General features: G+C 41.9%; 20 protein-coding genes. 18 read left to right on the top strand and 2 right to left on the bottom strand.

Annotated elements, in window-relative coordinates; translation table 11 throughout:
- Window positions 1–15 precede the first annotated feature (15 nt).
- The 17 genes from V8I28_RS12370 (at window position 16) to V8I28_RS12450 (ending at window position 18,320) form a co-directional block, all read left to right on the top strand.
- Window positions 16–342 carry a head-tail connector protein gene (locus tag V8I28_RS12370; RefSeq protein ID WP_341780400.1) on the top strand — a complete coding sequence of 109 codons (327 nt, stop codon included), beginning with the start codon at window positions 16–18 and terminating at the stop codon, window positions 340–342.
- Entirely contained in the window at window positions 326–682 is a 357-nt protein-coding gene (locus V8I28_RS12375) for a phage head closure protein (protein ID WP_203561590.1), read from the top strand. The genes V8I28_RS12370 and V8I28_RS12375 overlap by 17 nt, the downstream gene beginning before the upstream one ends.
- Window positions 675–1,094: an HK97-gp10 family putative phage morphogenesis protein gene (locus V8I28_RS12380; protein ID WP_341780401.1), complete on the top strand. Its 420-nt coding sequence runs from the start codon at window positions 675–677 to the stop codon at window positions 1,092–1,094. Before V8I28_RS12375 ends, V8I28_RS12380 begins: the two co-directional genes overlap by 8 nt.
- A complete protein-coding gene (locus tag V8I28_RS12385) occupies window positions 1,081–1,476 on the top strand; it encodes a DUF806 family protein (RefSeq protein ID WP_341780402.1) in 396 nt (131 codons plus the stop codon). The genes V8I28_RS12380 and V8I28_RS12385 overlap by 14 nt, the downstream gene beginning before the upstream one ends.
- 3 nt (window positions 1,477–1,479) lie before the next feature.
- Window positions 1,480–2,115 carry a phage tail protein gene (locus V8I28_RS12390; protein ID WP_341780403.1) on the top strand — a complete coding sequence of 212 codons (636 nt, stop codon included), beginning with the start codon at window positions 1,480–1,482 and terminating at the stop codon, window positions 2,113–2,115.
- Window positions 2,116–2,278: 163 nt separating this feature from the next.
- Window positions 2,279–2,647, top strand: coding sequence for a phage tail tube assembly chaperone (locus tag V8I28_RS12395; RefSeq protein ID WP_341780404.1), 369 nt, complete (start codon window positions 2,279–2,281; stop codon window positions 2,645–2,647).
- A gap of 218 nt (window positions 2,648–2,865) precedes the next feature.
- Complete coding sequence (locus V8I28_RS12400; RefSeq protein ID WP_341780405.1) at window positions 2,866–7,827, top strand: phage tail tape measure protein; 4,962 nt, start codon at window positions 2,866–2,868, stop codon at window positions 7,825–7,827.
- Window positions 7,814–9,802 carry a distal tail protein Dit gene (locus tag V8I28_RS12405; protein WP_341780407.1) on the top strand — a complete coding sequence of 663 codons (1,989 nt, stop codon included), beginning with the start codon at window positions 7,814–7,816 and terminating at the stop codon, window positions 9,800–9,802. The genes V8I28_RS12400 and V8I28_RS12405 overlap by 14 nt, the downstream gene beginning before the upstream one ends.
- 16 nt (window positions 9,803–9,818) lie before the next feature.
- Complete coding sequence (locus tag V8I28_RS12410) at window positions 9,819–12,413, top strand: phage tail spike protein (RefSeq protein ID WP_341780408.1); 2,595 nt, start codon at window positions 9,819–9,821, stop codon at window positions 12,411–12,413.
- Window positions 12,410–13,480 carry a tail fiber domain-containing protein gene (locus V8I28_RS12415; protein ID WP_341780409.1) on the top strand — a complete coding sequence of 357 codons (1,071 nt, stop codon included), beginning with the start codon at window positions 12,410–12,412 and terminating at the stop codon, window positions 13,478–13,480. The genes V8I28_RS12410 and V8I28_RS12415 overlap by 4 nt, the downstream gene beginning before the upstream one ends.
- The gene (locus tag V8I28_RS12420; RefSeq protein WP_341780410.1) at window positions 13,477–13,716 is read left to right on the top strand and encodes a hypothetical protein; all 240 of its coding nucleotides are present in this window, start codon (window positions 13,477–13,479) and stop codon (window positions 13,714–13,716) included. Before V8I28_RS12415 ends, V8I28_RS12420 begins: the two co-directional genes overlap by 4 nt.
- Window positions 13,709–16,054: a hypothetical protein gene (locus tag V8I28_RS12425; RefSeq protein ID WP_341780411.1), complete on the top strand. Its 2,346-nt coding sequence runs from the start codon at window positions 13,709–13,711 to the stop codon at window positions 16,052–16,054. The genes V8I28_RS12420 and V8I28_RS12425 overlap by 8 nt, the downstream gene beginning before the upstream one ends.
- 163 nt (window positions 16,055–16,217) lie before the next feature.
- Window positions 16,218–16,577 (top strand): hypothetical protein, encoded by a 360-nt coding sequence (locus V8I28_RS12430; RefSeq protein ID WP_341780412.1) that lies wholly within the window; start codon window positions 16,218–16,220, stop codon window positions 16,575–16,577.
- A gap of 1 nt (window position 16,578) precedes the next feature.
- The gene (locus tag V8I28_RS12435; protein WP_341780414.1) at window positions 16,579–16,752 is read left to right on the top strand and encodes an XkdX family protein; all 174 of its coding nucleotides are present in this window, start codon (window positions 16,579–16,581) and stop codon (window positions 16,750–16,752) included.
- A gap of 56 nt (window positions 16,753–16,808) precedes the next feature.
- Entirely contained in the window at window positions 16,809–17,237 is a 429-nt protein-coding gene (locus V8I28_RS12440; protein WP_341780415.1) for a hypothetical protein, read from the top strand.
- Window positions 17,230–18,048: a GH25 family lysozyme gene (locus tag V8I28_RS12445; protein WP_341780416.1), complete on the top strand. Its 819-nt coding sequence runs from the start codon at window positions 17,230–17,232 to the stop codon at window positions 18,046–18,048. Before V8I28_RS12440 ends, V8I28_RS12445 begins: the two co-directional genes overlap by 8 nt.
- Window positions 18,048–18,320 carry a hypothetical protein gene (locus V8I28_RS12450; RefSeq protein WP_341780417.1) on the top strand — a complete coding sequence of 91 codons (273 nt, stop codon included), beginning with the start codon at window positions 18,048–18,050 and terminating at the stop codon, window positions 18,318–18,320. Before V8I28_RS12445 ends, V8I28_RS12450 begins: the two co-directional genes overlap by 1 nt.
- 150 nt (window positions 18,321–18,470) lie before the next feature.
- Here V8I28_RS12450 and V8I28_RS12455 read toward each other — a convergent pair whose 3' ends face one another.
- A complete protein-coding gene (locus tag V8I28_RS12455) occupies window positions 18,471–18,800 on the bottom strand; it encodes a DUF5388 domain-containing protein (RefSeq protein ID WP_233449253.1) in 330 nt (109 codons plus the stop codon).
- Entirely contained in the window at window positions 18,793–19,602 is an 810-nt protein-coding gene (locus tag V8I28_RS12460) for a ParA family protein (RefSeq protein ID WP_015474642.1), read from the bottom strand. The genes V8I28_RS12455 and V8I28_RS12460 overlap by 8 nt, the downstream gene beginning before the upstream one ends.
- Before the next feature lie 2,078 nt (window positions 19,603–21,680).
- Here V8I28_RS12460 and V8I28_RS12465 point away from each other — a divergent pair.
- Entirely contained in the window at window positions 21,681–23,129 is a 1,449-nt protein-coding gene (locus V8I28_RS12465; protein WP_341780419.1) for a hypothetical protein, read from the top strand.
- The last annotated feature ends 286 nt before the right edge of the window (window positions 23,130–23,415 follow it).

A 23,415-nucleotide genomic window follows, 5' to 3' on the forward strand; every position in this document is an offset into this window, starting at 1 on the left:
TAAGGAGGTGGTTAAATGCCAACACTAGATGACCTCAAACTATCGCTACGCCTAGATGGTGATGCCGATGATCAACTTCTGAACGGATATTTAAATACTGCAAAAAGCTATATCACACAAGCAGTTGGGACGGAATCAGACAGCTTCTATGATGATGCCAGTGTGATTGATTTGTTTAATACAGCTGTGCTGGCATTGGCCTCGGCCTACTATAATTATCGCAGTTCATTAGTTCCGACCACAGCAATCAGCATTAATCTTCCAGTTGATTCGATCATTGGGCAACTGAGAGGGCTCTATGATCTGAAAATGGAGGCGATCACTGATGACCAAAGCAATTAATCCTTCACGAATGACTTTCCGTATCTCCTTTGGTCATGATGCCGATACTGGCGAGATTAACCCGAATACTGGAACGCCAATTCAACAATTTTCAGCAGATTTCAGCTGTTGGGCGGGCCAGTGGTCGTTGAATGTGCAACAGCAATTAACCATAGCCGGAGCTGGGATCACTAATGCAGTGGTCTTTTTTATTCGCCATAATCCGGCCGTTAACGAGACGCTGCAAGTTCAGCGTGGATCGGATCTGTACAAGATTGACAGTATTGCGGCGGATGACGGCTTACAAAATGAGGGATTTGACCTAATCACGTGCCATCGGGTGGTGACTAAGCATGGCTAGTTTAGATGAGCAATTGCAGCATTACTTTTCACAAGTTAAAAAGAAGGTGCCAAATAAAGCACAGCAACAAGTGATTACTAAGGCTGGCGCTGATCAACTACGGGATAGTTATTTTCAGGCTACCAAGTCTAAACATTATCGTTATGGCCGGAACACGAGCCATGTTAAGCATTTAGCGGACGCGGTAGTTGCTGACGATCACGATGTAGATGGATATGCGACGGGAAGTTCAACGGTAGGATTTGAGAAGGATCCAATTAATCATGCCAGAATCGCGTTATTTCTTAATAATGGAACGGTGCATATTAAAGGCGACCATTTTATCGATACAGCCATTCAGTCAAGCAAAGATAAGGTTTTAGCTGCTGAATATGTCAAGTACAAGGCACTGACGGGTGGTGATCCTCATTAAACTTCCGGTTACTCAAGTTTACGAGATTATCAAAGCAAATAAGCCCTCCTGGATAGATGGTTTATATCCAGAAAACATACCGAATGTTGTTGATAAAAGTGGTTCAAAGACGCTAGTGCTAATTACTAGTGTTACTGAGCCACTCTCTGGATATAAAAACGATACTTTTTCTGAGCTTAACGCGTCAATTCAAGTGCAAATTTTCTTTTCTAAAACAGTTGCGATCAATGTACTAGACGCACAGCTGGAACTGATGAACTTACTTGATGATAATGGGTGGATTATCGCTACTCGATACCCCAACGTAGTTGATCCAGATACTGAACAAGTCACAGCCACATTTTCCGTATTTAAAAAAATAAAAATAAAAAGAGGTAATTAATTAATGAGTACACATGGTGTTAAAGACGTCACCTTTGGATTAATTGATTCAACAGGTGCCATTATTACAGACGCTACAAAGGGGATTTCTGCCACTGGTATCTACTTGGTAGATGGGGACGCAGAAGGTGCTACCCAAGCTAACGTAACCGGATTGGAAGCTGCTGGTACAATCGGTTATGCCAATGACGGCCCTAAGCGGGTATCGAACGGTTCAATGGAACCCCAAGTTGCTTTGGAATTCTTGGATATCAACTTTGATATTTTGCAAAAATTAAAGGGATTCGTTAACGATGGTAAAGGTGGCTGGACACGTCAACTACCTAAGCCTCACGTTGCGATGTTAGTACATTCCCGGTCGTATGGTGGTGTGGATATTTATGAAGGTTTTGCCAACGGCCAACTAATTGAAGCTGGTATGAACCACGGTACCGACAACAACAATGAAACCGATGCTAATACCACACTGACTTACCAAGCATTGGACCCATTGAAGGCTGATGTATTTGGTGGCCAACCATACAAGATCTGGACTAGCGCTGATGAAGGCTTCGACGAAGCGACAATGATGGCCGAGGTATTTGGCGGCTATAAAGCGGCGAGTAGCAGCCCAACCAGTAGCAGCCCAACCAACGGTTAAACCAACTGATAATGGGGCACCGACTGATCAAACAAGTGGTCAGCCCTCTAGTGCTTCAGAAAATTCCACAAACAAATAATGATTAAAGCCACCCTTAATTCAGGTGGCTTTTCTTATACATAGCTGGTGTTTAACCAGCAATAAAAATGTTAGGAGTACAAACATGAAAATTAACATTGCAAAATTAGGCTTAAAGAAAAAAACAGCAGAAGTAAAAACCACGGTAAAGGTTGTCAATGAAGCTACTAATCTTCAAATTCTGATGTTGAAGATGGACAAGATGCAATTGGATTCAGATGCTGACCCATTAACAGTTATGGAACAATCACAACAAGCGGTTACCGCCATGACTAGCTTCCTTCAAGCCGTTTTAAAGTTGTCCGAAAAGGACTTAGATACGGTAATGAATGCCGTCACTATGGAAGAATTGTCAGATTTTATCAGTTATGTATTGGCACGTATTCAAGGATTAACTGATGAACAATGGCAACAAACACTCAAGGAAAATGAGGAAGAAGACCCAAAAAAGTAATGGGCCGTCTCAACGTTCTAATTCATGACTTAGAAGATGCCCAAGAAGACCAAGCCTACTTTAAGCAACAGATGATGGCTAATTCTGGGGTACTTCCTTCACAATTGGACGGAGAAGACTATTACGAACTGATCAGAATTAACCAAGCAAAGCCTAAAGATAAACGTGCTGAAGACCCTATGGCAATGGTAAATAGACTAAGAGGAGGCAATTAATAAATGGCAAAAGTATCGAACACAATGGCAACCGAAGTTAAGCTAGATACTGTCTCAGCGGCCTCTAGTCTGAAAACTCTGAACAACGCTATTAAAGCAACCACTAACGAATGGAAGGCTAATGAGATTAGTTTGAAGTCTGCAAAGGACAGTCTGGGCGCAGCACAAGCTAAATACGAAGGCCTTGGCAAGACCATGCAAGCTTTGCAAGCCAAAATTGATAAGTTGAAAGAGCGTCAAGCGAGCCTTGATACTTCAACGACTAAAGGCAGTGATAACTATGCTCGGCTTTCTAAGGATTTAGCTAATGCTGAGAATAAGATGGCGTCCTTAACTGCCCAACAAGGCCGTGCCAAAAAATCAGTAGACTATTATCAATCTGGTTTGTCTGACTTGCAAGAACGGTACAAGTCAATCACGTCAGTCTCCAAGTCTTATGTAGAAGCTTTAGAGAATCAAGGAAATAAAGCTCAAGCTGGTAGGGCTAAGCTTAATGGATTGCGGGAGTCCTACCGGAACCTTTCGGATCAGTTGAAAATCCAGCAAACTGAGTTAGCCAAGCTTAAGACTAGTTCTGGTGGGGCCAGCGAAGCTTACAATAAGCAACTTGTTCGGGTTAATCAAACAACTGCCTCAATGGCTAAACAGAAAACTGAGATCGGCCGATTAGCCGGTAAGTATGGCACCATGAGTAGTAGTATGGCTAAGATGTCAGATGGGGCGGCCAAAGCTAGACACAGGATTGCGAATATTGGTCAAGCATTTAAAGGCGCCGCAATTACGGCCGCAGCCGGTTTGACTAGTTTGGGTGCTGCGACGATTGCTGGTGCCAAAAAGGCCACAAATTTAAACAAGGTGTACCAGGTCAATCAAAATTTGTTAGTTACTTCTGGTGAGAAAGCACGTCAGGCTATTTCCCAAGTCTCTAAGATGCAACGAGATGGCGCCAAGTATTCCGTTAAGTATGGGGTAGCACAGCAAGAAATCGCAGAGCAATATCAAGACCTGATAAAACGAGGACATACTGGTGCTGAGACTATTGCTGTTATGAAGTCAGAATTACAAGCTTCCGTGGCTTCCGGAGACGACTTTAAAGATGTCATTAAGGTTTCTTCACAGGCAATTGAAGCCTTCGGCATGAAGACCAATAACACGGCTAAAATGGTGAAAAATACCAAACGAGTGGTTAATGACTTGGCATATGCTTCGGATGTTACCGCGACTGATTTTCACAGTTTGGGAAAAGGTATGGAGTACGTTGGTGACTCAGCTAATAACGCTGGATTCTCAATTGAACAAACTTCCGCCGCCTTAGGCGAGTTGTCTAACCATGGTATGGAAGCGGATAAGGCAGGTACTGGTCTACGTAAGACAATTACTAGCCTGGCTTCACCAACGAACACGGCCATGGGTGCCTTAAAAGAGATTGGCATTAAGTCTACCAAAATTTTCCAAGATGCCAAAGGCAACTTCAAGTCTCTACCAGCAATCTTCAAAATTATCGAAGATCATACCAAGAAGCTTGGTGGTGCTGATAAAGCAGATGTCTTTAAGCGAATTTTCGGCCAAACCGGTATGCAGGCGGCTCAGGTACTTGCTAAGTACGATGGATCACTGAAAAAGTTAACCGATGAAGTTACCAATGCGGGTAAAAAAGGTGAGTACGTCCAAAAATTGGCCAATAAGAACTCGAATAACGCCAAGATGAACGTAGAGCGATTCAAGATGGCTGGCCAACAGCTAGAAATTATGATGGGTTCTAAGCTTTTACCTGTCATTACTCGATCGGCTCAAGATATGACTAAAGCCTTCAATAATAAGGATACCCAGAAGGGACTTACTTGGTTAATTGGTGGCGTAGCTAAACTCGCCAGTGGGCTTCTTAAGATTATCGAGTTCACCTCAAAGCATACGAAAACTATTGCCGCCTTCGGAATTGCTTTAGGTTCAGTGCTAGCCGTATCAAAGATCGCTCGATTTATCGCTGCGACTACTGATGCAATTGATGTTATTAAGAATTTCACCATAGTTCAGAAAGCGTTGAACAGTGCCTTCCTGACCAACCCAATTGTGCTTGCAGTGGCAGCAATCGTAGCACTGGGAGTGGCCTTCTATGAAGCTTATAAACATATTAAGCCGTTCCGAGATGCCGTTAATGGCATTGCTTCTACAATTGGCAAATGGGCCAAGGGAACTTTTAAGGCCGCTGAGAAAGCTTTATCTTCATTTGGCAAGACAATTAAAAATGTCATGAAGGGAATTGGCGAGCTCTTTACCGGTAAACTTGGTTGGGAACAAGCGATTAGTCATGCGATTGGCAAGATGACCAGTTCAGCTAAGAGGGCATTCAAACCAGTTTCCAATGTATTCAAGTCATTTATCAATGGTGTTAAAGCTATATTTAAGGGATTTGGTAAGATACTTGGGATAATTCTGATAGCTCCGCTTGCATTAGAAGTAGGAATTGCCATCAAGACTTGGCAGAAAATTAAGAAACCAGTTATGTCAGTTGTTAATGCCATTAAATCTGGTGTATCTAAAGGTTTCAAAGCGGTATCCAAAGCAGTATCCAGTATCTGGAAAGGGATTACCTCAAGTACCAAGAAAGCTTGGAACTTGGTTTACAAGTATGTAATTAGCCCAGTAATCAAGGTGCATAAAGCGGTTACTAAGTACATTGTTAAAGCAACTGTAAAAGCTATCTCTACTGCTTGGAAGACTATTAAGTCATTAACTCACAATGCTTGGTTGTTGATTCAAAAGTATATCGTAAAGCCAGTTGAGTATATCTGGAAAATCATTAAGAAATACATTATCAAAAACTTTGTGAGAGGTATTACCAAGACTTGGAATACCATCAAGGACTTAACTCACGATGCTTGGTTGCTCATTAAGAAGTACACGGTAAATCCAGTTATATCTGCTTACAAGACTGTATCTAAGTGGATTAACAAGCTGTTAAACACCATTACCCATGTTTTAGGTAGCATTAAGAAAGTATGGAATGGTATCTGGAACAGCATTAGTAATACCTTCAAGGGAATCTGGAAGAACATTAAGTCCATTGCCCAAGATGGTATTAATGATGTTATCAGAATTTTAGATACAGGTATCGATGGCATTGATTCGGTTATCCATGCCTTTGGTGGCAAGAAGAAAGCCATTGGAACCATTTCTAAGGTTCATTTAGCCACTGGTACTGGGGCAATCTCTGGTAACCGTAAGGCAATCACTAAGCCTACCATGGCGGTACTTAACGATGGCAATGATTCCCCTGAGACAGGTAATAAAGAGGCTGTATTCCTTCCTAACGGGCAATCCGGAATTGTACAAGGTAGAAATACCCAAGCCATGTTACCAGCCGGTACAGAGGTGTTAAATGCCTCTGAGACCAAGCTATTCATGGGTATGCAAGGGATTACCCACTTTGCTAAAGGTAGTAGCAACTGGTTCGGCAATATCATGAGTGGTATCGGCTCAGGTATCGGTGGTGTATCTGGCTGGTTAGTCAAGAAGGCAACCGGATTGAAAAAGTTCTTCACCACTGCTGAGAAGATTATTGCCCACCCAATTAAGAGTCTGGACTCAATGTTCAATTACACTAAGGCCGGTGCTGGCGTTGTTGAGGACATTACTAAAGGTATGTTCAACAATGTTAAGAAACAAGCTGGTAACTGGTGGAGTTCCCTTTGGTCAATGGTTGATTTAGACGGAGGTTCTGCTGGTGGTGGTAACTGGCGGCACAATCCTGGACTATCTGAGACCAATGGCTTTGGGGCTTCTCGTAGCTTTGGTAGCCATGATGGTGTTGACTTCTCAGGACCTCTTGGTTCAGCTATTAGAGCGGTCCATGGTGGGAAGGTTACTCACGTTGGACGTCCATTGTACGGCTGGCCTTACAGTCAATTAGGCGATGTTATCACAGTTGCCTCCAAAGATGGATGGCAAGAAATCTACCAAGAATTTGGCGGAATGAATAACGTCAAGGTTTCAACTGGTGATGTTATCAAGACTGGACAAAAGATTGCTACCCTTGGCCGTTTAAACGGTGCTGGTAGTGGCTCACACGTTCATATTGGGGTATCTCATGGTTCTCTATGGGACCACGGAGGTTCCTCAACCAGAGGCTGGTACGATGTAACTAAGATGCACGGTTCTTCTGATAGTTCTCCTAAGTCTAGTAAGCAATCCGGCAACATCAAAGGGATTAAATCCCAAGTTGGTTCAGGATTCTTCAAATTTATGGAAAAACTAGCCAACATGTTTAACAGTAATGGTTCAGATAGTGGAAGTTCAGCTAAGCCTACTGGTAGTCATCTGCACTGGCTAGAACAAGCTGGTATTCCAGCATCTCAATATTCGGCTTATAACTACATTATTTCTCATGAATCAGGTTGGAATCCTAAAGCTACCAACTCTGGTAGTGGTGCTTATGGATTGCCACAAGCATTGCCAGGAAGCAAAATGGCAAGTGCTGGTTCAGACTGGAAAACCAACCCAATCACCCAGATTAAATGGATGAAGAAATATGTTGGCCGGTATGGTGGCATTGAAGGAGCACAAAAGTTCTGGGAAAGTCATCACTGGTACGCTAACGGTGGTATTAGCCGATTTGAAAAGTTAGCACATATCTCAGAAGGTAACAAGACTGAGTCAATCGTGCCTTGGGATATTACTAAACGTGCCCGAGCATATCAGATTATGGATTCAACCATGAAAGAGTTTGCTAAGACGGATAAGCCACAACAATCCACTACTCAATCAACTCAATCAACTGATTTATCTGAACTGATTAAGCAAGGAAAAGAGATTATCGGATTGATGGCTGAATTAATCTCTGGGCAACAGAATCCTGTACCTGCTGTTGTATCTGATAAGGCTATTTACAATGGATACAACCGAATGAGTACAAAAACAAAGTTAAGTAAAAATTTAGGAAGGGGTTACACTAATGGCATTCAATGATGTTAATACCTTTGATTATGCCTTTGATGAGAATGGTAACGGTGGTTTCAATTCCGACAAGGATTTGGAAGTTCTGGTTAACCATGTATCAAAGCCAATTGCCCCAACGATAACCGAATCATTCCAAGACGTTCCCGGTAGATATGGGGGCGTTTTTTTAGGCAATAGTTACGGGGAAAAGCAGATAGATATTCCGATTACAATGTATCCCACTGATCGAGACGATTACAACCGGATTATTACCAATCTATCGAAGGCCCTCATTAACACGCATGATGACGCTGATACTCAATACCCGTTACGGTTCAACGACCAACCAGATGTGGTTTATTATGGTCACTTTACAGCCATTCCTACCCCAACCTTCATTAATGAAGGGGTACAGGACTGTACAACTACACTAACCTTCATGCTGGCTGACCCACGAGGATTCTTGCCTCAACGGGATATTAAGATTACCAGTAACGAGCAGGTTATCAGCCCGGCTGGTAACACTGCTGTTCAACCAGTTATCCATATTATCCCCAAAACTGACCTGTACTACTTCGGTTACACCTTGGGAGACCAATATGTGGCAGTTGGTTACCATGTTGACGATGGTTCAACGGTTACTGATGCTGATGGCAATGTCACTAGCTTAACGCCTCACCAAGAATTACAAGTACACGACCCTTGTAACTCAATGAGCACGTGGTTTCAGGCTGGTACCGATACCCAAGCAATTAAGGTATATCGTGGGGAAAATGATGGTAAAGCAACCGCTACAGCCTCAGCATTAATGGTCGCCAAGGATAGTAAAGGCCATTACAACTGGGGTACAGTCGGTAAGCACAAGGACTTCTACGGACCTGTTATTATTCACCAAGGTATTCCAAAGATTAGCAATTACTGGAAAGTATCCATGAGATTCCACCATATCAAAAGAATGAAAAATGAACGGGCCATGGGTAAGGTTGAAGGTTATCTGCTGGATTCTAATGGCAATGTATGTGGACGGATGGGTATTACCGATTATGCACAAGGCCGGTACCCTCGCGGTTACATTCAACTGGGTAGTTCCTTTAATGCTACCAAAGACAAGGGCAAGTACCTCACCCTTTTGTACAACGAGGGTGGCCGTAAGAATAATGGTAAAAATCATCATGATGTACGGGTCCACTTAACCAAGACGGTGAAGGTTAAGGTTAAGTCCAAAGCTAAGCACAAAGCTAAATCAGCCAGGATGTATCAAAACACCATTAAGCGGGAAGCCTTCAAGGCCAAAGCTAAGAAGAAAAATAAGAAGAGAAGGAAAAAGGCAACTAAGAAGGTTACCAAGAGGAAGTCTGGGGGTAAGAGGAAGTCTACTAAGGTTTCTAAGCCCAAAGTTAGGACTAAATCAAAAACCATTAAGACTTATGTCATGGAAACAACGTACATGAACCAGGACGCTTACTCTAACTTCTTCGGTGAGTTCTCATTGGAGCGCCAAAAGAAGACCATTGGTGGCAAGGTGTATGACAACTGGGTGGCTGAGATTAACGAGTTCAATCCTAAGACTGGGGTTGTTTACTCAAAAAATACTGAGGGTAAAGTTCACATCCATACTGAAAAGTTAGACAAGTCGGGCAAGTTTGGATTTGCTTTAGCTAACGTAGCCGCAACATTCATGAAGCATGATATTAAGGAAGACTTGGTTAAACCACCAGTTGGATATTATTCTGACTTTGAGACTTTGACTGACCTTAAAATATACACTTCTGATGGTAGTGATGACCCCGATGATATTCCTCATGTAATTGCCCACGCTGGTGAAGAAATCATCATAGATTCAGCTGATAACACGGTAACAGTTGCTGGTAGAAATGCTGATAAATATGTCTCATGGCTATCTACATTCCCGTCAATTGAAGGTGATGTCAGCCAAGAGATGCACTTTACTCCTGACCCAGCCAATGCAGATATAACTTTGGAATACAAACCAGCGATTAAATAGAAAGGAGTTAAGACGTGTGTACGTCATTCTTGATAAGAACCTCAAACGGGTCGCCACCTTAGATGAGGCGACTGATACGAATATCTTTTGGGGGGAGACCATTCAGCAACAACTTGCCGATGATAATTCTTCAAACGACAGCATTGCCGAAGCCAGTCTAGCTAATACCTCTGACCCAAACGCTAACAGCAAGTCATGGAATGATACCTTCACTGGTCTCACCATGGTAGCAGATAGTCCAGCGGCTCAGTATCTGAAAGTAGGCAATCACTTAGCGGCTTACGACCAAGCCAATGACCGCTGGCGGGTTTACCGGATATATACCGTTGATGAGACCATGGACAATACCTCTGGAACTAACCTCATCTCAGCTGATGCCATTAACCTCTTAATCTGGCGATTAGGGAAGACAATTCCCACCAAGAAAGAGATTAAAGAGTGTACCCTACCAGCGGCTATGAACTGGATTATTGCTGGCACTGGAATAACGCTGATTGATAATGCGACTTCTGGACTTCTTTCAGATTTTTCCATTGATGGGGGGTCATCTTCTCAAACTTTACTTCAGACGATTCTGACTACTTATGATTGTGAAGCTGATGGGTACGTAAAATTAGATAGTTCTGGGATTGTTACAGATACCATTCTGGAATTATCCGACCAACGGGGACAGAATACCGGTCGAAGAATCACTTACGGTGATAACATGCTGTCCATTAAGCGAGAGACGGTCGATACTACCCTTATTACCAAGCTGTACGTCTATGGTTCCGGTGGAGCTTCAATTAGTACCGCCAAAGGTAATGGTGGTCGTAACTTTGTCACTGATGCCTCTGCTAACGCCTTGTACAACAACGATGCCAATACTTGGCTGGAAGGTAGTATTACCAGTTCGACTGTCAGTGAACCCGATGCCTTACTATCGCTGGGATTGAAGACGTTACGACTGTATAATCACCCGCGGGTCAATTATTCCGTAGATGTAACCAGCGATTTTGATGCCCAATTAGGCGATACCATTAAGGTAATTGACCTGACGATGACCCCAGTATTAACTTTGCAAGCCAGAGTAATCCAACGGACAACTTCTGAGAGTGACCCAACTCAAAATAAGGTAGTCATCGGGGAGTTCTCAACGGTTACAGTCGTGACTCCCAATTTCATTAAAAACATGGAACAGCGGTGGAATGACCACGTAAAAAAGCTGTTTGAAGATGCCAAAAAGAACCAAAATGCTGCTAGTATCAGCTTAATAACCCCACTGGGTCAATCATGGACGAATACTGACACCAGTAAGCGAGTCATTGCCCGATTGTTCATTGAGGGTGAGAATGTTACGTCCTTCTTGTCAGCCGCGGCTTTCAATTGGGAGTATATCCAACAAGATGGTACCCATAATTTAACTTGGGAGAGTCAGCACTCAAAAGATGGCTATGAAGTCACCATTACCCCACCATTTGTCGGATCATTAGTGGTATCAATTGATGACGCCTTCGTGAAGGATGAGTCTGAGATGTGGATAGACACTGGTACTAATGCTGATGGAACTTTCAAGAAGTTGTGGGAGACTACCGACGGTAACCCTGATGAGTTTGGCAATAATCACGTTGGGGCATTGCAATTCTCTTACAAAATGAGTAATGGTGAGGTACTTGCCAGCTACGCGTACAAAGGAAAGCAAAATCAGTCCAATCTAAGTGATTGCCAATACCTACATTGGAGTGCTGATGGCAAGTTAATTAATTCCATGATCGTTCAAGGAGGTCAACATGGCTCTTCCTTTGGCTACGATGAAACCAACAACCTTATCTACTCTCAGATTAAGGATTTAAGTGGTGGCAAGAATTGGCTGGCAACCTTCCCATACACCCCTCATGCCGTGATTACCAGTGGTTCCAGTGGGGTAACAAAATGGTGTGAGATGGAAACGTACGTGAGACCTAACGTTGACCTTACCAATGGATTATGGATTGGTAGTCAGATGGATGGCACGGTAGAAGTATGTAACATCTCGGATTTGAAAGCTGGTCATTATTCCCCAACTATTCGCTTCAAATTGCAAGACTTCGGTTGGAATCCAGTACCAAGTGGGGTTACCAATAATGGAAAATACAACACGATACAAGCCAATTCAATTGCCTATCCATATGCCTTCTTTACAGCAGGGGACGTCAACAACAAGGATGACCGACTAGTAATGTGCATTAACCTCATTACCCAGTCAGTCATTTTTAATTACCAGATTGAACCTTCACAAGATATTCAGCTGACTGTACCGATTGAATACGGTGGCCACTTTGAACCAGAAGGGATTTATCCTGACTTAGCTCATGACCAGCTAATGATTGGCTTCAACGTCAGCGAGTACCGAGACGCGGCTCATAACGTCATGATTAGCCATTCTGGCCTATGGTCAATCCCAATTGGTATCCGTGATGATAGCAAGGACTTAGCTGTCACTTACCCCGCTGAAGATGAAGGGGAAAACTCCGAGGTAGAAGAACCAGTGGTAATCCCTGATGATACTGACGACTCAGATAGTGCCAGTGATGACGATTCTGATTTTAACATTGATGACGGTTCAACATTCAAGGAGGTGGTTGAAGGATGATTATAGCAACTGGTTCAGTTGATATTAACGAAGCCACCAAGATAGCTCAATTGGCTTCAACGAATGCTTCAGACTTAGCCGATAAGATTAAAAACATCAAAACTTCCCTTGATGGAACGATTACCGAATCAACTAGTACACCATTTGATGATGGCAAGCAACATAATGACGGCGATATGTGGGTGGTTATGAGTGGCAATTCTGCTACATCAATGTACTTTTATTCTGGTGGTAGTTGGACGCTTAAGAAGTGGGACGTAACTAGCTTGGCGGTTGAGTACCTGTCAGCCTTATCAGCCAACTTAGGTAACGTTCAAGCTGGGAATATCAATGGTGTCAACATATCTGGAAGTACCATCAATGGTGGCACGATTACTGGTAGTTCTATTGACCAAGACTTTACCTCATCTAGCGGTACCCATTACCAGTTATGGGCGGATTACAACGGTTTCCATTATCGGGTTACAGAAACGGGAAATACAAAGGATATGTTAATGACTTCAGACGGATTTACCGTTAATGGTGATGGAAACTCGTCAACCATTTCTGGTAATGCCATTTATGCTCCCTGGGTGTCAGGTAATACGGTACAGGGTAACGGATTATCTATTAGTGGACACACCATAGCCTGTGCGGATAGTGGTGCATTATACCTTGAGCGTAATACTGGCGGGGGAAACATGGCCGATATCCATGCCGCTAGTGTTTATTCCAACGGTACAAAGTTGAAGTCCGCCTTATCTGCTAAACGAGATGTATCTGAGTATTCCCCAGATGAAGCCTTATCAGCTGTCATGAACACCGATGTTAAAAAATGGAAGTACAAGGATTCCGATAACTCCGCTGACTCCCAGCATATTGGCCCAATCATTGATGACATTAATGAGGTTGGTAAAAAGTCTGCAAGTATTGACAATAACATGATTAGCACTGATGAAAAAGGCAATTACTATTTGAACGAGTCCAATACCATTTCAATTCTTCTTGCGGCTTTGAAGAAGTCCAATCAACGAATTGATGAACTCAGCTACCGAATCGCACAATTAGAAAGGAAGAACGTTCAATGATTACAAGCTTAGACGTTAAGCAGAACAGCGATAACACCACTCACGTTACCTACACGGTCGTTTTTAGTGGTACCAATCACCAAGCCTACGGTAACTTTGATGCAACGGCTGATGAAGCTTCTACAGCCTTCTCTGGGTCAACCAAGGAAGATATGTGGGCTGGATTCAAGAAGTTGGTACTAACCCGGTTAAAAACTGAAGCTACGAATGCCCTAGGAGGCGGTATTAGTGAGTAAAGAACTTTACTTTACCGATGGTAACAATGAGGTTAAATACCTCGATACCACAGCATCGTTCAATCTGGCGATTACCCAAGATGGTTCAGCATTCGACTTAACTAATGCCACGGCCATTGATGTTAAGGTGGCCAACGATACCGGTTATGTATTCGATAAGTCGATTGATATGACTACAATTAAGCAACCATTGGCTGGTCTGATTACCATGCCAGTTGATGCCGAAGTTATGAATGCCTTAGTACCCGATGATTACACGATTGAGGTGTGGGTAACCTTATCCAGCCTGATTACCCCGGGTAGCCAAGAGGGATTAACCGATACTGGTTCAACCACGACTACTGCTACCCCAACGACTACGTACAATGCCATCTTCCCAAGTGATGACCCACAAGGATTTACGATTACTGAAAATGTTATGAGTGATTCTGGGGATGTTATCCCAGTTATGAGTTTTGACGAGTTTCAGCAGGAGTTCGACCAGCTTAAAACTGACTTAACTAACAAAGTCGCCACATTGCAAGGTCCCAAAGGTGACCCTGGTGAAGGACTTGACATTAAGGGACAAGTTACTTCAGTTTCTGCATTACCAACCACTGCAACCGAAGGTGATGGTTATTTAGTTAACGAGGAACTTTACGTTTATACTAGTGGAGCATGGAAAGATTGTGGTCCAATTCAAGGCCCTCAAGGAATTCAAGGAAAAACTGGTACGGGCGTTTCATCAACGACTATTCAATATCAAATTTCAAATAGTGCAACAACAGCACCAACTGGAGCTTGGTCAAATAGTCTAATTGCAACTACGCAAGTTAATCCATTTTTATGGACGCAAGTGACCTTAAATTATGATGATGGAACTTCAAAGTCATTTTATCTTGTATCCTCAAAGGGTGATAAGGGTGACACTGGTGCAACAGGTGATACTGGTCCAGTTGGCCCACCAGGTCCTGTTGGTGCTGGGTTAGTTGTTAAAGGCACAGTAAGTAATGAATCTCAATTACCAATAACTGGTAATCAAGAAGGGTACTGTTATTTTGTTGGTACTGATTTATATGTTTGGGATTCTGGAACATGGAAAAATTGTGGTAGTGTAAGTCCTGATTTAAGCAATTACGTAACTGTTACTGATTTAAACAATGGACTTAGCTCAAAAGTTAACGTTTCAGATATGCGTAAACCAGCTAGCGATGTAGCGGGAATTGAAGAAGTTAACGCCAAGCAAAATAAAATTGGCTACACACCGGCTGATGATTCCAAAGTTGTTCATACTACCGATACATCAAATTGGCAAAAGCAGGCAATGTTTAATCCCGGAGATTACGTAACAGATGCAACTAATTCAACTACAGATTTTGCCAAATTGCTGAGAAGTAAATATAATAAACCCGGCGTAGTATATATACGTGACAACACGTCATTCGTTGATGCCGTCGCCATTTGTGAAGGAAATGGTTGGTGGCATGCATATGGGCCTGACGCACACGGCAATTTTATTCACAGAAGAATACGGGAATCTGATGATACTGGGTGGGTTATTAATGCTGACGATTCCAAAGTTGCCCACCTATCTGGTGCTAACAATTTTGACACTGTTCCAACTGTTAACAATAATCCGCTATTACTAGCAAGTAGCTTGCCAAGTGACCTAGCACGAACGGGTTCAAATCAAGAGTTTACGGGTAAAAATACTTTTGACGTTGCACCAATTGATAAGACAACAGGTAACCCATATATCACTAAAGACGGTGTACCAGCAGTTCCATCAACACTTGCAGATACGACTAAGGATGCCAATTTTACAGGAAAACTTCAAAAGTCTGGTATTGACGTGGCAACTAAGTCTGATGTTACAACTGCCGTTAATACGGCTACTGCAAACATGGTTGACTCCAGCAAGTCTACTAACTTTACTGCAGGATTGAAGTCAGGAGGTGTCGATGTCGCAACCGCGGCTGATTTAAAAAGCGTTGAAGCAAGTGCTTGGCGTCAGCTAGATAATAAATATATTTCAGGTGACAAGTTTACTGTATCCTCAGACACCATTATTTTGTATAGAATAGATGAAGGCAACAAAAGATTATATCTACAAGGCACAGTTGCAGGTAGGGGTGACGTAGTTTTGGTAACAATTGCCCTTACTAGCATTGTCAAAACTGTTTTAACTGCATCTGGTAAATATCTAGGCTATAATGATAGTTCTACTTATACTACTGCATATACCTATGGTAGTTTATCCAATTTTACTTCTACCGAGGGGATATTCATGAGGACTACTTCTGAAGGAAAAGCAGTGATAATAGGGTCTTCATACATTACCTATGACGAACTGGTATAGACAAGATTAGCAAAACATTCACCATATGGTTTAGATAATCTGACATTAAGTATTGAGAAATTTAAGGATAAAAAAAGATGCCAATTTATTATGTAAAACCAAATTCATATAACCAATTTTCATAAACGGAGTTAGTGGAGTTAGTTTAGAAAGGAACGATTACATGTTTATTTATATCAAATATGATACAGATGGTTTCATCACGGCGTACCAGAACACTGAGGCAGACGGGTACACGAAGGTATTCATAATCGATTCATGGATTACCCAGTTTGCCCAGCATTCCGACAAATTCCGATATGACACGGATAAAAAGGTTGTACTCAATCCGGGTAACTTGCCAGAAGTATCCCTTGATGAGTTGAATACCAAGTATTCTGATGTGCTGAAGACTAGTCAGGAAGCAGTTAACTCAGCCACTACCTTAGCCCAGCAACAGACGGTATCCACAAAGAGTATCAACCAGTTACAGAAGTCAATTACAGAACTTGCACTCAGTCAATCAGCAAAGGGGACGGCATAATATGGTTCAAATTTTTACATGGGCATATCAAGATTGGAAGACAATTACCAAGGAAACATTAGCAACAGTCGTTGGATTACCGGATGGGATTACCGCTGATGATTACAAGGCTATCACCGGCGAAGCATATGTAGCACCAACCACGCAAGCAACGACCACAAGCACCACTAACTAGCTTCTACTCAGCCAGTTAGTCAGTGCTTTTAATTTACCCAAAATTGGAGGAATATTATGTTCAAAGAAATCACAGATGTGTTCAATTGGCTTAATAATGCTGGGGTATTCGCCTTCTTAATGGTGTTAATTCCCGCCGTGTACAAGTTGATAAAACCACTCTTAACTCACAAGGTACAGACTGAAAAGAATATCCATGTCAAGCAAGGATTAGAAGTGGGATTAAACTTGGCGAATACGATTGTTCCGGAAATGGCGGTTATGGCTGGCTTATCATTATCTGACCGTAAGAAGGAATCAATCCGCTTCGTCAACGCTCAATTAACGGCCAATGGCTTTGATTTAGATGTTCAAACTATCTCAGGATTGGTTGAGAAGGCTTACCAAGCATACAAGGTAGCCGGTGGGGATAATCATGCCCCAGTAGTTACACCAGCACCAACGGAGGTCATGACCCCATCAGAAGGGACTGACGACAATGACTAAGAAAATTGTTGACCTATCATCGTACCAATCCGATTCCTTGGCTTACCTGAAGCAACTCAAAAAGTGGGGCGCTGATGGGATTATGGTCAAGTTGACTGAAGGCACTGGTTATCTCAGTCCCAAGGCTGGCAATCAGATTGCTAATGGATTCAAAGTATTCGATACCGTCGGGGTTTACCACTTCTTCCATGGTCGGGGAACGGCTGAAGCTCAATACTTTCTGGCTTGGGTGAAGAAGATGGGCTTAGATAAGTCCACGGTATTAGCCATCGATGTTGAAGCACCCGACTTACCCTATTCCACAACCAGCCAGGTTAACGTATTCCTTCGGTATCTGATTAGTCACGGGTACAAGAACGTTATCACTTACGGTTCAGGTAGCTGGTTCAATGCTGGCCGGATCAATCGTTCCCAACTGGTAGATAAAGCAATCTGGGTGGCGGCTTATGGTGTCGGTCAACCGGGGGTAGCTAATGCCAACGCTTGGCAATACACCGACAACTGGCACGGGGTAGATTGCAGTTATGATTTCGATGGTAAGCTGTCTGGTAAAGTTACCAAGGTAACCCATAAGAAAGCCTCATACTGGTCTGAAAATGGTTTGTATGAAGTGGTTACCAATCAGGTTAACGTATATGGTAAGCCAGCCCTAGACAAGGCTAATAAGCGCCGTATTCACTTCTCCAAGGGCAGTACCATTTATGGTAAGGCCGTCAAGTACGGTAAGGTGTACCGGATTAAGACTGACGTTGGTTACATCTCAGCTAATAAGGACTATGTAAAGCTGGTCAGAAAGTCGGGTGGTAAGTAATGACCTTTGATCGTTGGATCGAATTAATCACCTTGGCTTTGGCTGTAGTTGCAGGTATCTATGCGGCTTTGATGGTTGTCATGAAGCCTTTTACGGATCGGCTGCAAGAAATTGCTCAAAGTATGAAGGATAGTAGCCAGCGGATTGAGCGTCTGTTTGATTCGCAAAATACGCTGCGTGAAGATTTCATCACTAGCAGAAGCGAGCACAAAGTTATCAACAAACGCTTAGACAACGTTGAAGGCGATGTACGTGAACTGAAAAGTAAATAGTGCTAGGATTAAATTAATCCTCCAAAGTCGACACAACCAAAAAGCCACTCATCTCATCACGAGGTGGGTGGCTTTTTTGCGTGCATTCTGCTTCATTTAAACGGACAAGTATACGTCTAAAAGTTGAACGTGTTGTCTGAGCGCGCGTGATTATTTATTTTTTACGCGTACATCACGTTTTTCTAAAGAATCAATTTGAAATTCTAATTCTTTACGTTCGTCTGAAGTCAAAGATTCAATATAAACAGATAAAGCTACTTCAATAGCTGCCTTTTGATTGTCACTATACCCTAATACAGCCATTGCTTGCAATTTGTTTCTAATGTGGTTGTTGATTTTTAGGTTTGTGTCAAAAGTAACCGAAGCAACTTGATTTTGTGGGGTTTTAATTCCTTTATTTGAATTTGAAAAATCCGAAATTTCAGCCTGCTTATCTGGCTTAATTGGGTTGCGGTTAGACCGAATCAATTTATTAGCCATTTTCAATTGCCTCCATTCTTTTTAGCATCTCGTCAGTTACGTCTTTGTATACTTTGAATACACGCCTATCAAACTGAGTATTGAAAGTAATACCAGTTATTCCATAACGCTTGATCCTCTGCATCGAGTGAATTTTATGTTTAAAAATGTTTTCAGTTCCAAACTGATTAATAGCATTTTGAATAGTTGCTTCATCTACAGGAGCTCCGGCTTGCAATAGAACAGCCAATATACCAACGATTTCCAAACGGGGAGCCTTGTAGGTATCAATAACTTGTTCCTGGATATACTCTATAAATGCTTGAGCTCCCTCAAAACTATGTTCATGAGTTTGCATAACAATTACACAATAATCGCTGGCATACAATGCTGAATCGGTGATTAACGAGATAGTAGGCGGCGTATCTATGATGACATAATCATATTTATCTTTAATAGGCTTGATAAGATTACTGAATTCTTTGACGCGTTCATTATAGTCTTTGATTTTTTCCATATAGCGTGGGAAAAGAGCAAAGTCAGGTGCGGAAGCTAGGATATCGAAGTTTTCTTTTATATGTATTAAAGATTGAGTTAAATCGCCATCTTCAATACTAGCCATGAGAGATTTTTTAAAATGGCCAACTTTTCCATCAATATTAACTTTAGTATTCAAGAGTAGATTTGTGGCGTTTCCTTGGGGGTCCAAATCAACTAGTAGTGTTTTGTAACCACGATTGCTAAGGTCTAGAGCTACTAATGTTGAATTACTAGTTTTTCCAACTCCACCTTTAAAATTTCCAAATGTTATGGTTTGTGTCATGATAACGCCTCCTAACGATTGTTGTTATATTAGCACTATATCGTTTTTGAATCAACACGATATAGTGCTATAGTGCGTTAGTTCTATAGTTCTATAATGCTGTTGTTCTGTAGTGCTTATGTTCTACAGTGCTATAGTGCTGTAGTTCTTTAGTTCCGTAGTGCTAGCACTACCGTATAGCTTTAAGCCCTATGTGCAAGCATTTACTAAAAGAAAAAACAGTGCCGTAGTTCTTTAGTTCCGTAGTTCTATAGTTCTATAGTGCTGTAGTGCTTATATTCCGTAGTGCTGTAGTGCTTTTATTCTATAGTGCTGTAGTGCTGTAGTGCTAGTTTTTAAAAACATTGACTTTTGTTGTGGTTGAGCTATAATTCTAAATGAAATCGATAAATAGAACATAAAAAAACACCCACCGACAGGAATCGGTGAGCGCCGCATAAAAGTCATCGTTGCTTAGTGACTATTATATCATGGCCGGTGCGATTTTTAAAGCCCTAGGGGACAAGCTGGGGTCTAAATCCAAGGGGACACGTTTGCCAGTGCGACTTCAATAAGTCTGGCTATACCACAACAAGGTCATCTGTACGACTGGGTGGTGAATGGCGAGCGCGACCATTAACGGCGCGGGTGGTAAAACGAAGCTTCGGCTTGGTGCCATTGATTAGTTGGTGATCGAACAAACATAAATACGTATCATCAACGCCTACTAGGGCGTTTTTTAGTAGGTTAAACCGAAAACGTAGGTTTATAATGAGTGGTGGTAGCAATACCGCAATTGTACAGACAAGCGACGGGCGTTAACGACCGACGAACTAAGGGGAAACTTTTAGTCAGCAGGATTGTACTCTGGTTCAGTTATTCCAAATAGCTGTTTCCAGGGAACAATTCTGCGCTCAAAACGTCACTCCCTCTAAACTGAATGGAAAACCGTAACCCGTCAAGTCAAATTCCAAAGAAAAAAGAAAGTTGGTGGAATTGTTGGAATGTAAGGATTACATTGTTCCGTTGAATCCAGATGTGATCATTAAGAAGACAATCTATCGGAGTTCTGCAAGAATTACTGAGCGACAAAGGAACCAAGTGAAGAGAGTTTTGCGTAGTCAAGGGTATAAGGGGAGAATTAGTAGTATTCGATACACTCGAGTAGATTACAAGTATTCCTTTAAAGTATCAGTGAAGTATCAGGGAAATGTCGGTAAGTTTTTGGTTAATACAAAGAATGAGACAGTTAAATTTAAGGGAATGGTCTAGGAGTAATACCAGTAAATTTCACAAAATTTCTTTCCCCAATTAAAGCCAATCTGCGACCTATACCACTTCTTTTTTGGGCAAGTTCACAAAGGTAAAATAACGGATCGTTGTTTTATCAGGGAGTGAGGGGGTTACTTGGGATAAGCCCCATTATGTAAAGTAAGAATCGGTATAGCTAACAGATGAGGTGATCACATGATTAATTGGGTTAATATTGCAGTTTTAATTCCATTCGTAATTTTAATTGGGGTTATTTGTCTAGTTGTTGGGTTCTGGCATGATTTTAAGGACTTAACCGTTATTCAAAAGACCGGTATTATCTTGTGTGTCATTGGCTACGTCGTCCCTGTCGTGTTAAATCAGGTAATGAGAATTTTTCACTTGGAGTAAGAGGTAGGTATATTAGTTATTGGCATCGCGATTATGTAAAAAAAGGCAAAAATTAGTTTGACTTTACTGGAATTATAAGCTATTATACTTGAAGAGATTTCTTTAAAGTTGGTTTTTATTCTTCCTTCTTTGAAGATTGGACGCTCCTTCAAGCAGGGCGCCCTTTTTCGTTACAAATATTTCATCGTCATTGCATTTTTACTACATATAAGATATAATTGTTCCTGCATAGATGAATCCATGATTTCTTCCCTTCCGCTGACCTGTTGAAGGGTTTTTTTATGCACTTTTTTGGTAGTTGTGACTTTTTTGTGAATTTGTTAAAATTTTCTTTTGGCATAGTCAGTAACATATGCTATAATTGCCGTTAGCAAGAATGATTGTGGACATTTACATAATGTTTTTGCTAAAAAGAAATTATTAGGAGGTTTTCATCTATGCGTTCATCATTCGCAAAGTCTATTTATGTAGGCGCTGCAGTGTTAGGTTTAGCTGGTCTTTCAGCTGTTACTACCACTACTGCAAGTGCTAAGAGCTATGCAACTGCCGGTGCTTACAGCAAGCTGACTACTGACGCTACTAAGCGTAACGTAGAAGCTACTGGTACTCACGCACTTTACACTAAGCCTGGTACTGTTAAGGGTGCTAAGATAGTTGCTTCTAAGGCAACGATGGCTAAGTTAGCTTCTTCTAAGAAGTCTGCTGACTACTTCCGTGCTTACGGTGTTAAGACCACTAACCGTGGTTCTGTCTACTACCGTGTTGTAACGATGGACCAAAAGTACCGTGGTTATGTTTACGGTGGTAAGGTTGCCGACACCTTTGGTGGTGGTATCAAGGCCGCTGAAACGACTACTGCTAACACGACTGACAGCACGATTGGTAAGACTGTTACTTTCACTAATCCTGGTACTAAGCATGTTACCTGGACTGCGCCTAAGTACACTCAATACAAGTCTGGTGCTGCTAAAGTTGTTAAGAACACCACTCCTTTCGCCGGTGACACTTTAAAGGTTACTAAGGCTGAAACTAAGACTCGTGAAGGCTCATTATACTACTACGTTGAAGACCAACAAAACCCTACGGTTAATGGTTGGATCTACAGCAAGGCCGTTACGACTGATGCTTCCGCTGTTTATAACCAAGCAACTGATGTTAAGGTAAACTTTGTTGCTACTGATGGTACGACTAAAAAGTCCACTACTTTAGCTAATTTGACTGCAAACAACGCTGACAACACTGCTGTTGGTACTGCTAAGGCAAATGCTAAGGGTACTGCTGTTGGTTTTGACGCTCAAGCTAAGGCAACTAATAACTGGGCTACTCCTTTATTGAAGGGTACTGGTTATGACTACAACGCAGCTACTGCATCTAACACTGCTGCATTGTTAAGTGCTAAGACTGGCGACACTATCAACTTGACGGTTACTAAGGGTGCACAAGCTGTTCAAAGCATTGCTGCATACTACCAAGATGGTGTTAACGCCCCAGTTAAGTTGAGCTCTGCTAAGGCAACTACTGACGCTAATTTGGTTTACCAAGTAACGTACCCGAAGTTAACAGCTGCCTTCTCTGGCGCTAATGGTGCTAACTACACCGCTGCTGACGTTCAAAACTTCTTGACTACTAACAAGGCCAACACTTTGATCTCTGTAGGTTACGCTAAGGATGCTACTGGTAACATTGTTAAGGCTGACGCCGATAACGCTGTTAAGGAAAACGGTAAGGTTGTTGTATACCACACTGTTTACACGTTAACTTCTGGTGTTGCTGGCACTTACACTACTAATAATGGTATTGCATCTGCCTTCTACAACACTGCTAAGGAAGTTAAGGGTAGCGCATCTACTACCACTAACACTGGTAATGTCAGTGTCTTCGGTTAATATTTAAATATTAATTGATCATGAAAAAGTCCGAATTTATTCGGGCTTTTTTTGTTGCAAAGGTACATAATAGTTCTTTGTTAACTGGTACTGATAAGGATTAGAGTATGGATCTAGTCCAAGTATAGATTGAATTTTTTGCTTAAAAGTCTGGATCTTAAGTTCTGATCGATTAAAAACGATTTGAATTAATTAGGCAAATTCTATAATTAATCCGAACAGAAATTAAAAAGCCCAAAGCAATCACTTACAATGGTAGTAGCTAATTCCAACCAATATAGGGAGT

The organism is Levilactobacillus sp. HBUAS70063, assembly GCF_038374745.1.
Classification (GTDB): domain Bacteria; phylum Bacillota; class Bacilli; order Lactobacillales; family Lactobacillaceae; genus Levilactobacillus.

What these genes read in the sequence shown, in the direction of transcription:
- V8I28_RS12395 (WP_341780404.1), top strand. Translation starts at nt 2,279, where the DNA reads ATGAAAATTAACATTGCAAAATTAGGCTTAAAGAAAAAAACAGCAGAA.
- V8I28_RS12415 (WP_341780409.1), top strand. Translation starts at nt 12,410, where the DNA reads ATGATTATAGCAACTGGTTCAGTTGATATTAACGAAGCCACCAAGATA.
- V8I28_RS12455 (WP_233449253.1), bottom strand. Translation starts at nt 18,800, where the DNA reads ATGGCTAATAAATTGATTCGGTCTAACCGCAACCCAATTAAGCCAGAT.
- V8I28_RS12375 (WP_203561590.1), top strand. Translation starts at nt 326, where the DNA reads ATGACCAAAGCAATTAATCCTTCACGAATGACTTTCCGTATCTCCTTT.
- V8I28_RS12445 (WP_341780416.1), top strand. Translation starts at nt 17,230, where the DNA reads ATGACTAAGAAAATTGTTGACCTATCATCGTACCAATCCGATTCCTTG.
- V8I28_RS12390 (WP_341780403.1), top strand. Translation starts at nt 1,480, where the DNA reads ATGAGTACACATGGTGTTAAAGACGTCACCTTTGGATTAATTGATTCA.
- V8I28_RS12405 (WP_341780407.1), top strand. Translation starts at nt 7,814, where the DNA reads ATGGCATTCAATGATGTTAATACCTTTGATTATGCCTTTGATGAGAAT.
- V8I28_RS12440 (WP_341780415.1), top strand. Translation starts at nt 16,809, where the DNA reads ATGTTCAAAGAAATCACAGATGTGTTCAATTGGCTTAATAATGCTGGG.
- V8I28_RS12435 (WP_341780414.1), top strand. Translation starts at nt 16,579, where the DNA reads ATGGTTCAAATTTTTACATGGGCATATCAAGATTGGAAGACAATTACC.
- V8I28_RS12465 (WP_341780419.1), top strand. Translation starts at nt 21,681, where the DNA reads ATGCGTTCATCATTCGCAAAGTCTATTTATGTAGGCGCTGCAGTGTTA.
- V8I28_RS12430 (WP_341780412.1), top strand. Translation starts at nt 16,218, where the DNA reads ATGTTTATTTATATCAAATATGATACAGATGGTTTCATCACGGCGTAC.
- V8I28_RS12370 (WP_341780400.1), top strand. Translation starts at nt 16, where the DNA reads ATGCCAACACTAGATGACCTCAAACTATCGCTACGCCTAGATGGTGAT.
- V8I28_RS12450 (WP_341780417.1), top strand. Translation starts at nt 18,048, where the DNA reads ATGACCTTTGATCGTTGGATCGAATTAATCACCTTGGCTTTGGCTGTA.
- V8I28_RS12420 (WP_341780410.1), top strand. Translation starts at nt 13,477, where the DNA reads ATGATTACAAGCTTAGACGTTAAGCAGAACAGCGATAACACCACTCAC.
- V8I28_RS12460 (WP_015474642.1), bottom strand. Translation starts at nt 19,602, where the DNA reads ATGACACAAACCATAACATTTGGAAATTTTAAAGGTGGAGTTGGAAAA.
- V8I28_RS12380 (WP_341780401.1), top strand. Translation starts at nt 675, where the DNA reads ATGGCTAGTTTAGATGAGCAATTGCAGCATTACTTTTCACAAGTTAAA.
- V8I28_RS12400 (WP_341780405.1), top strand. Translation starts at nt 2,866, where the DNA reads ATGGCAAAAGTATCGAACACAATGGCAACCGAAGTTAAGCTAGATACT.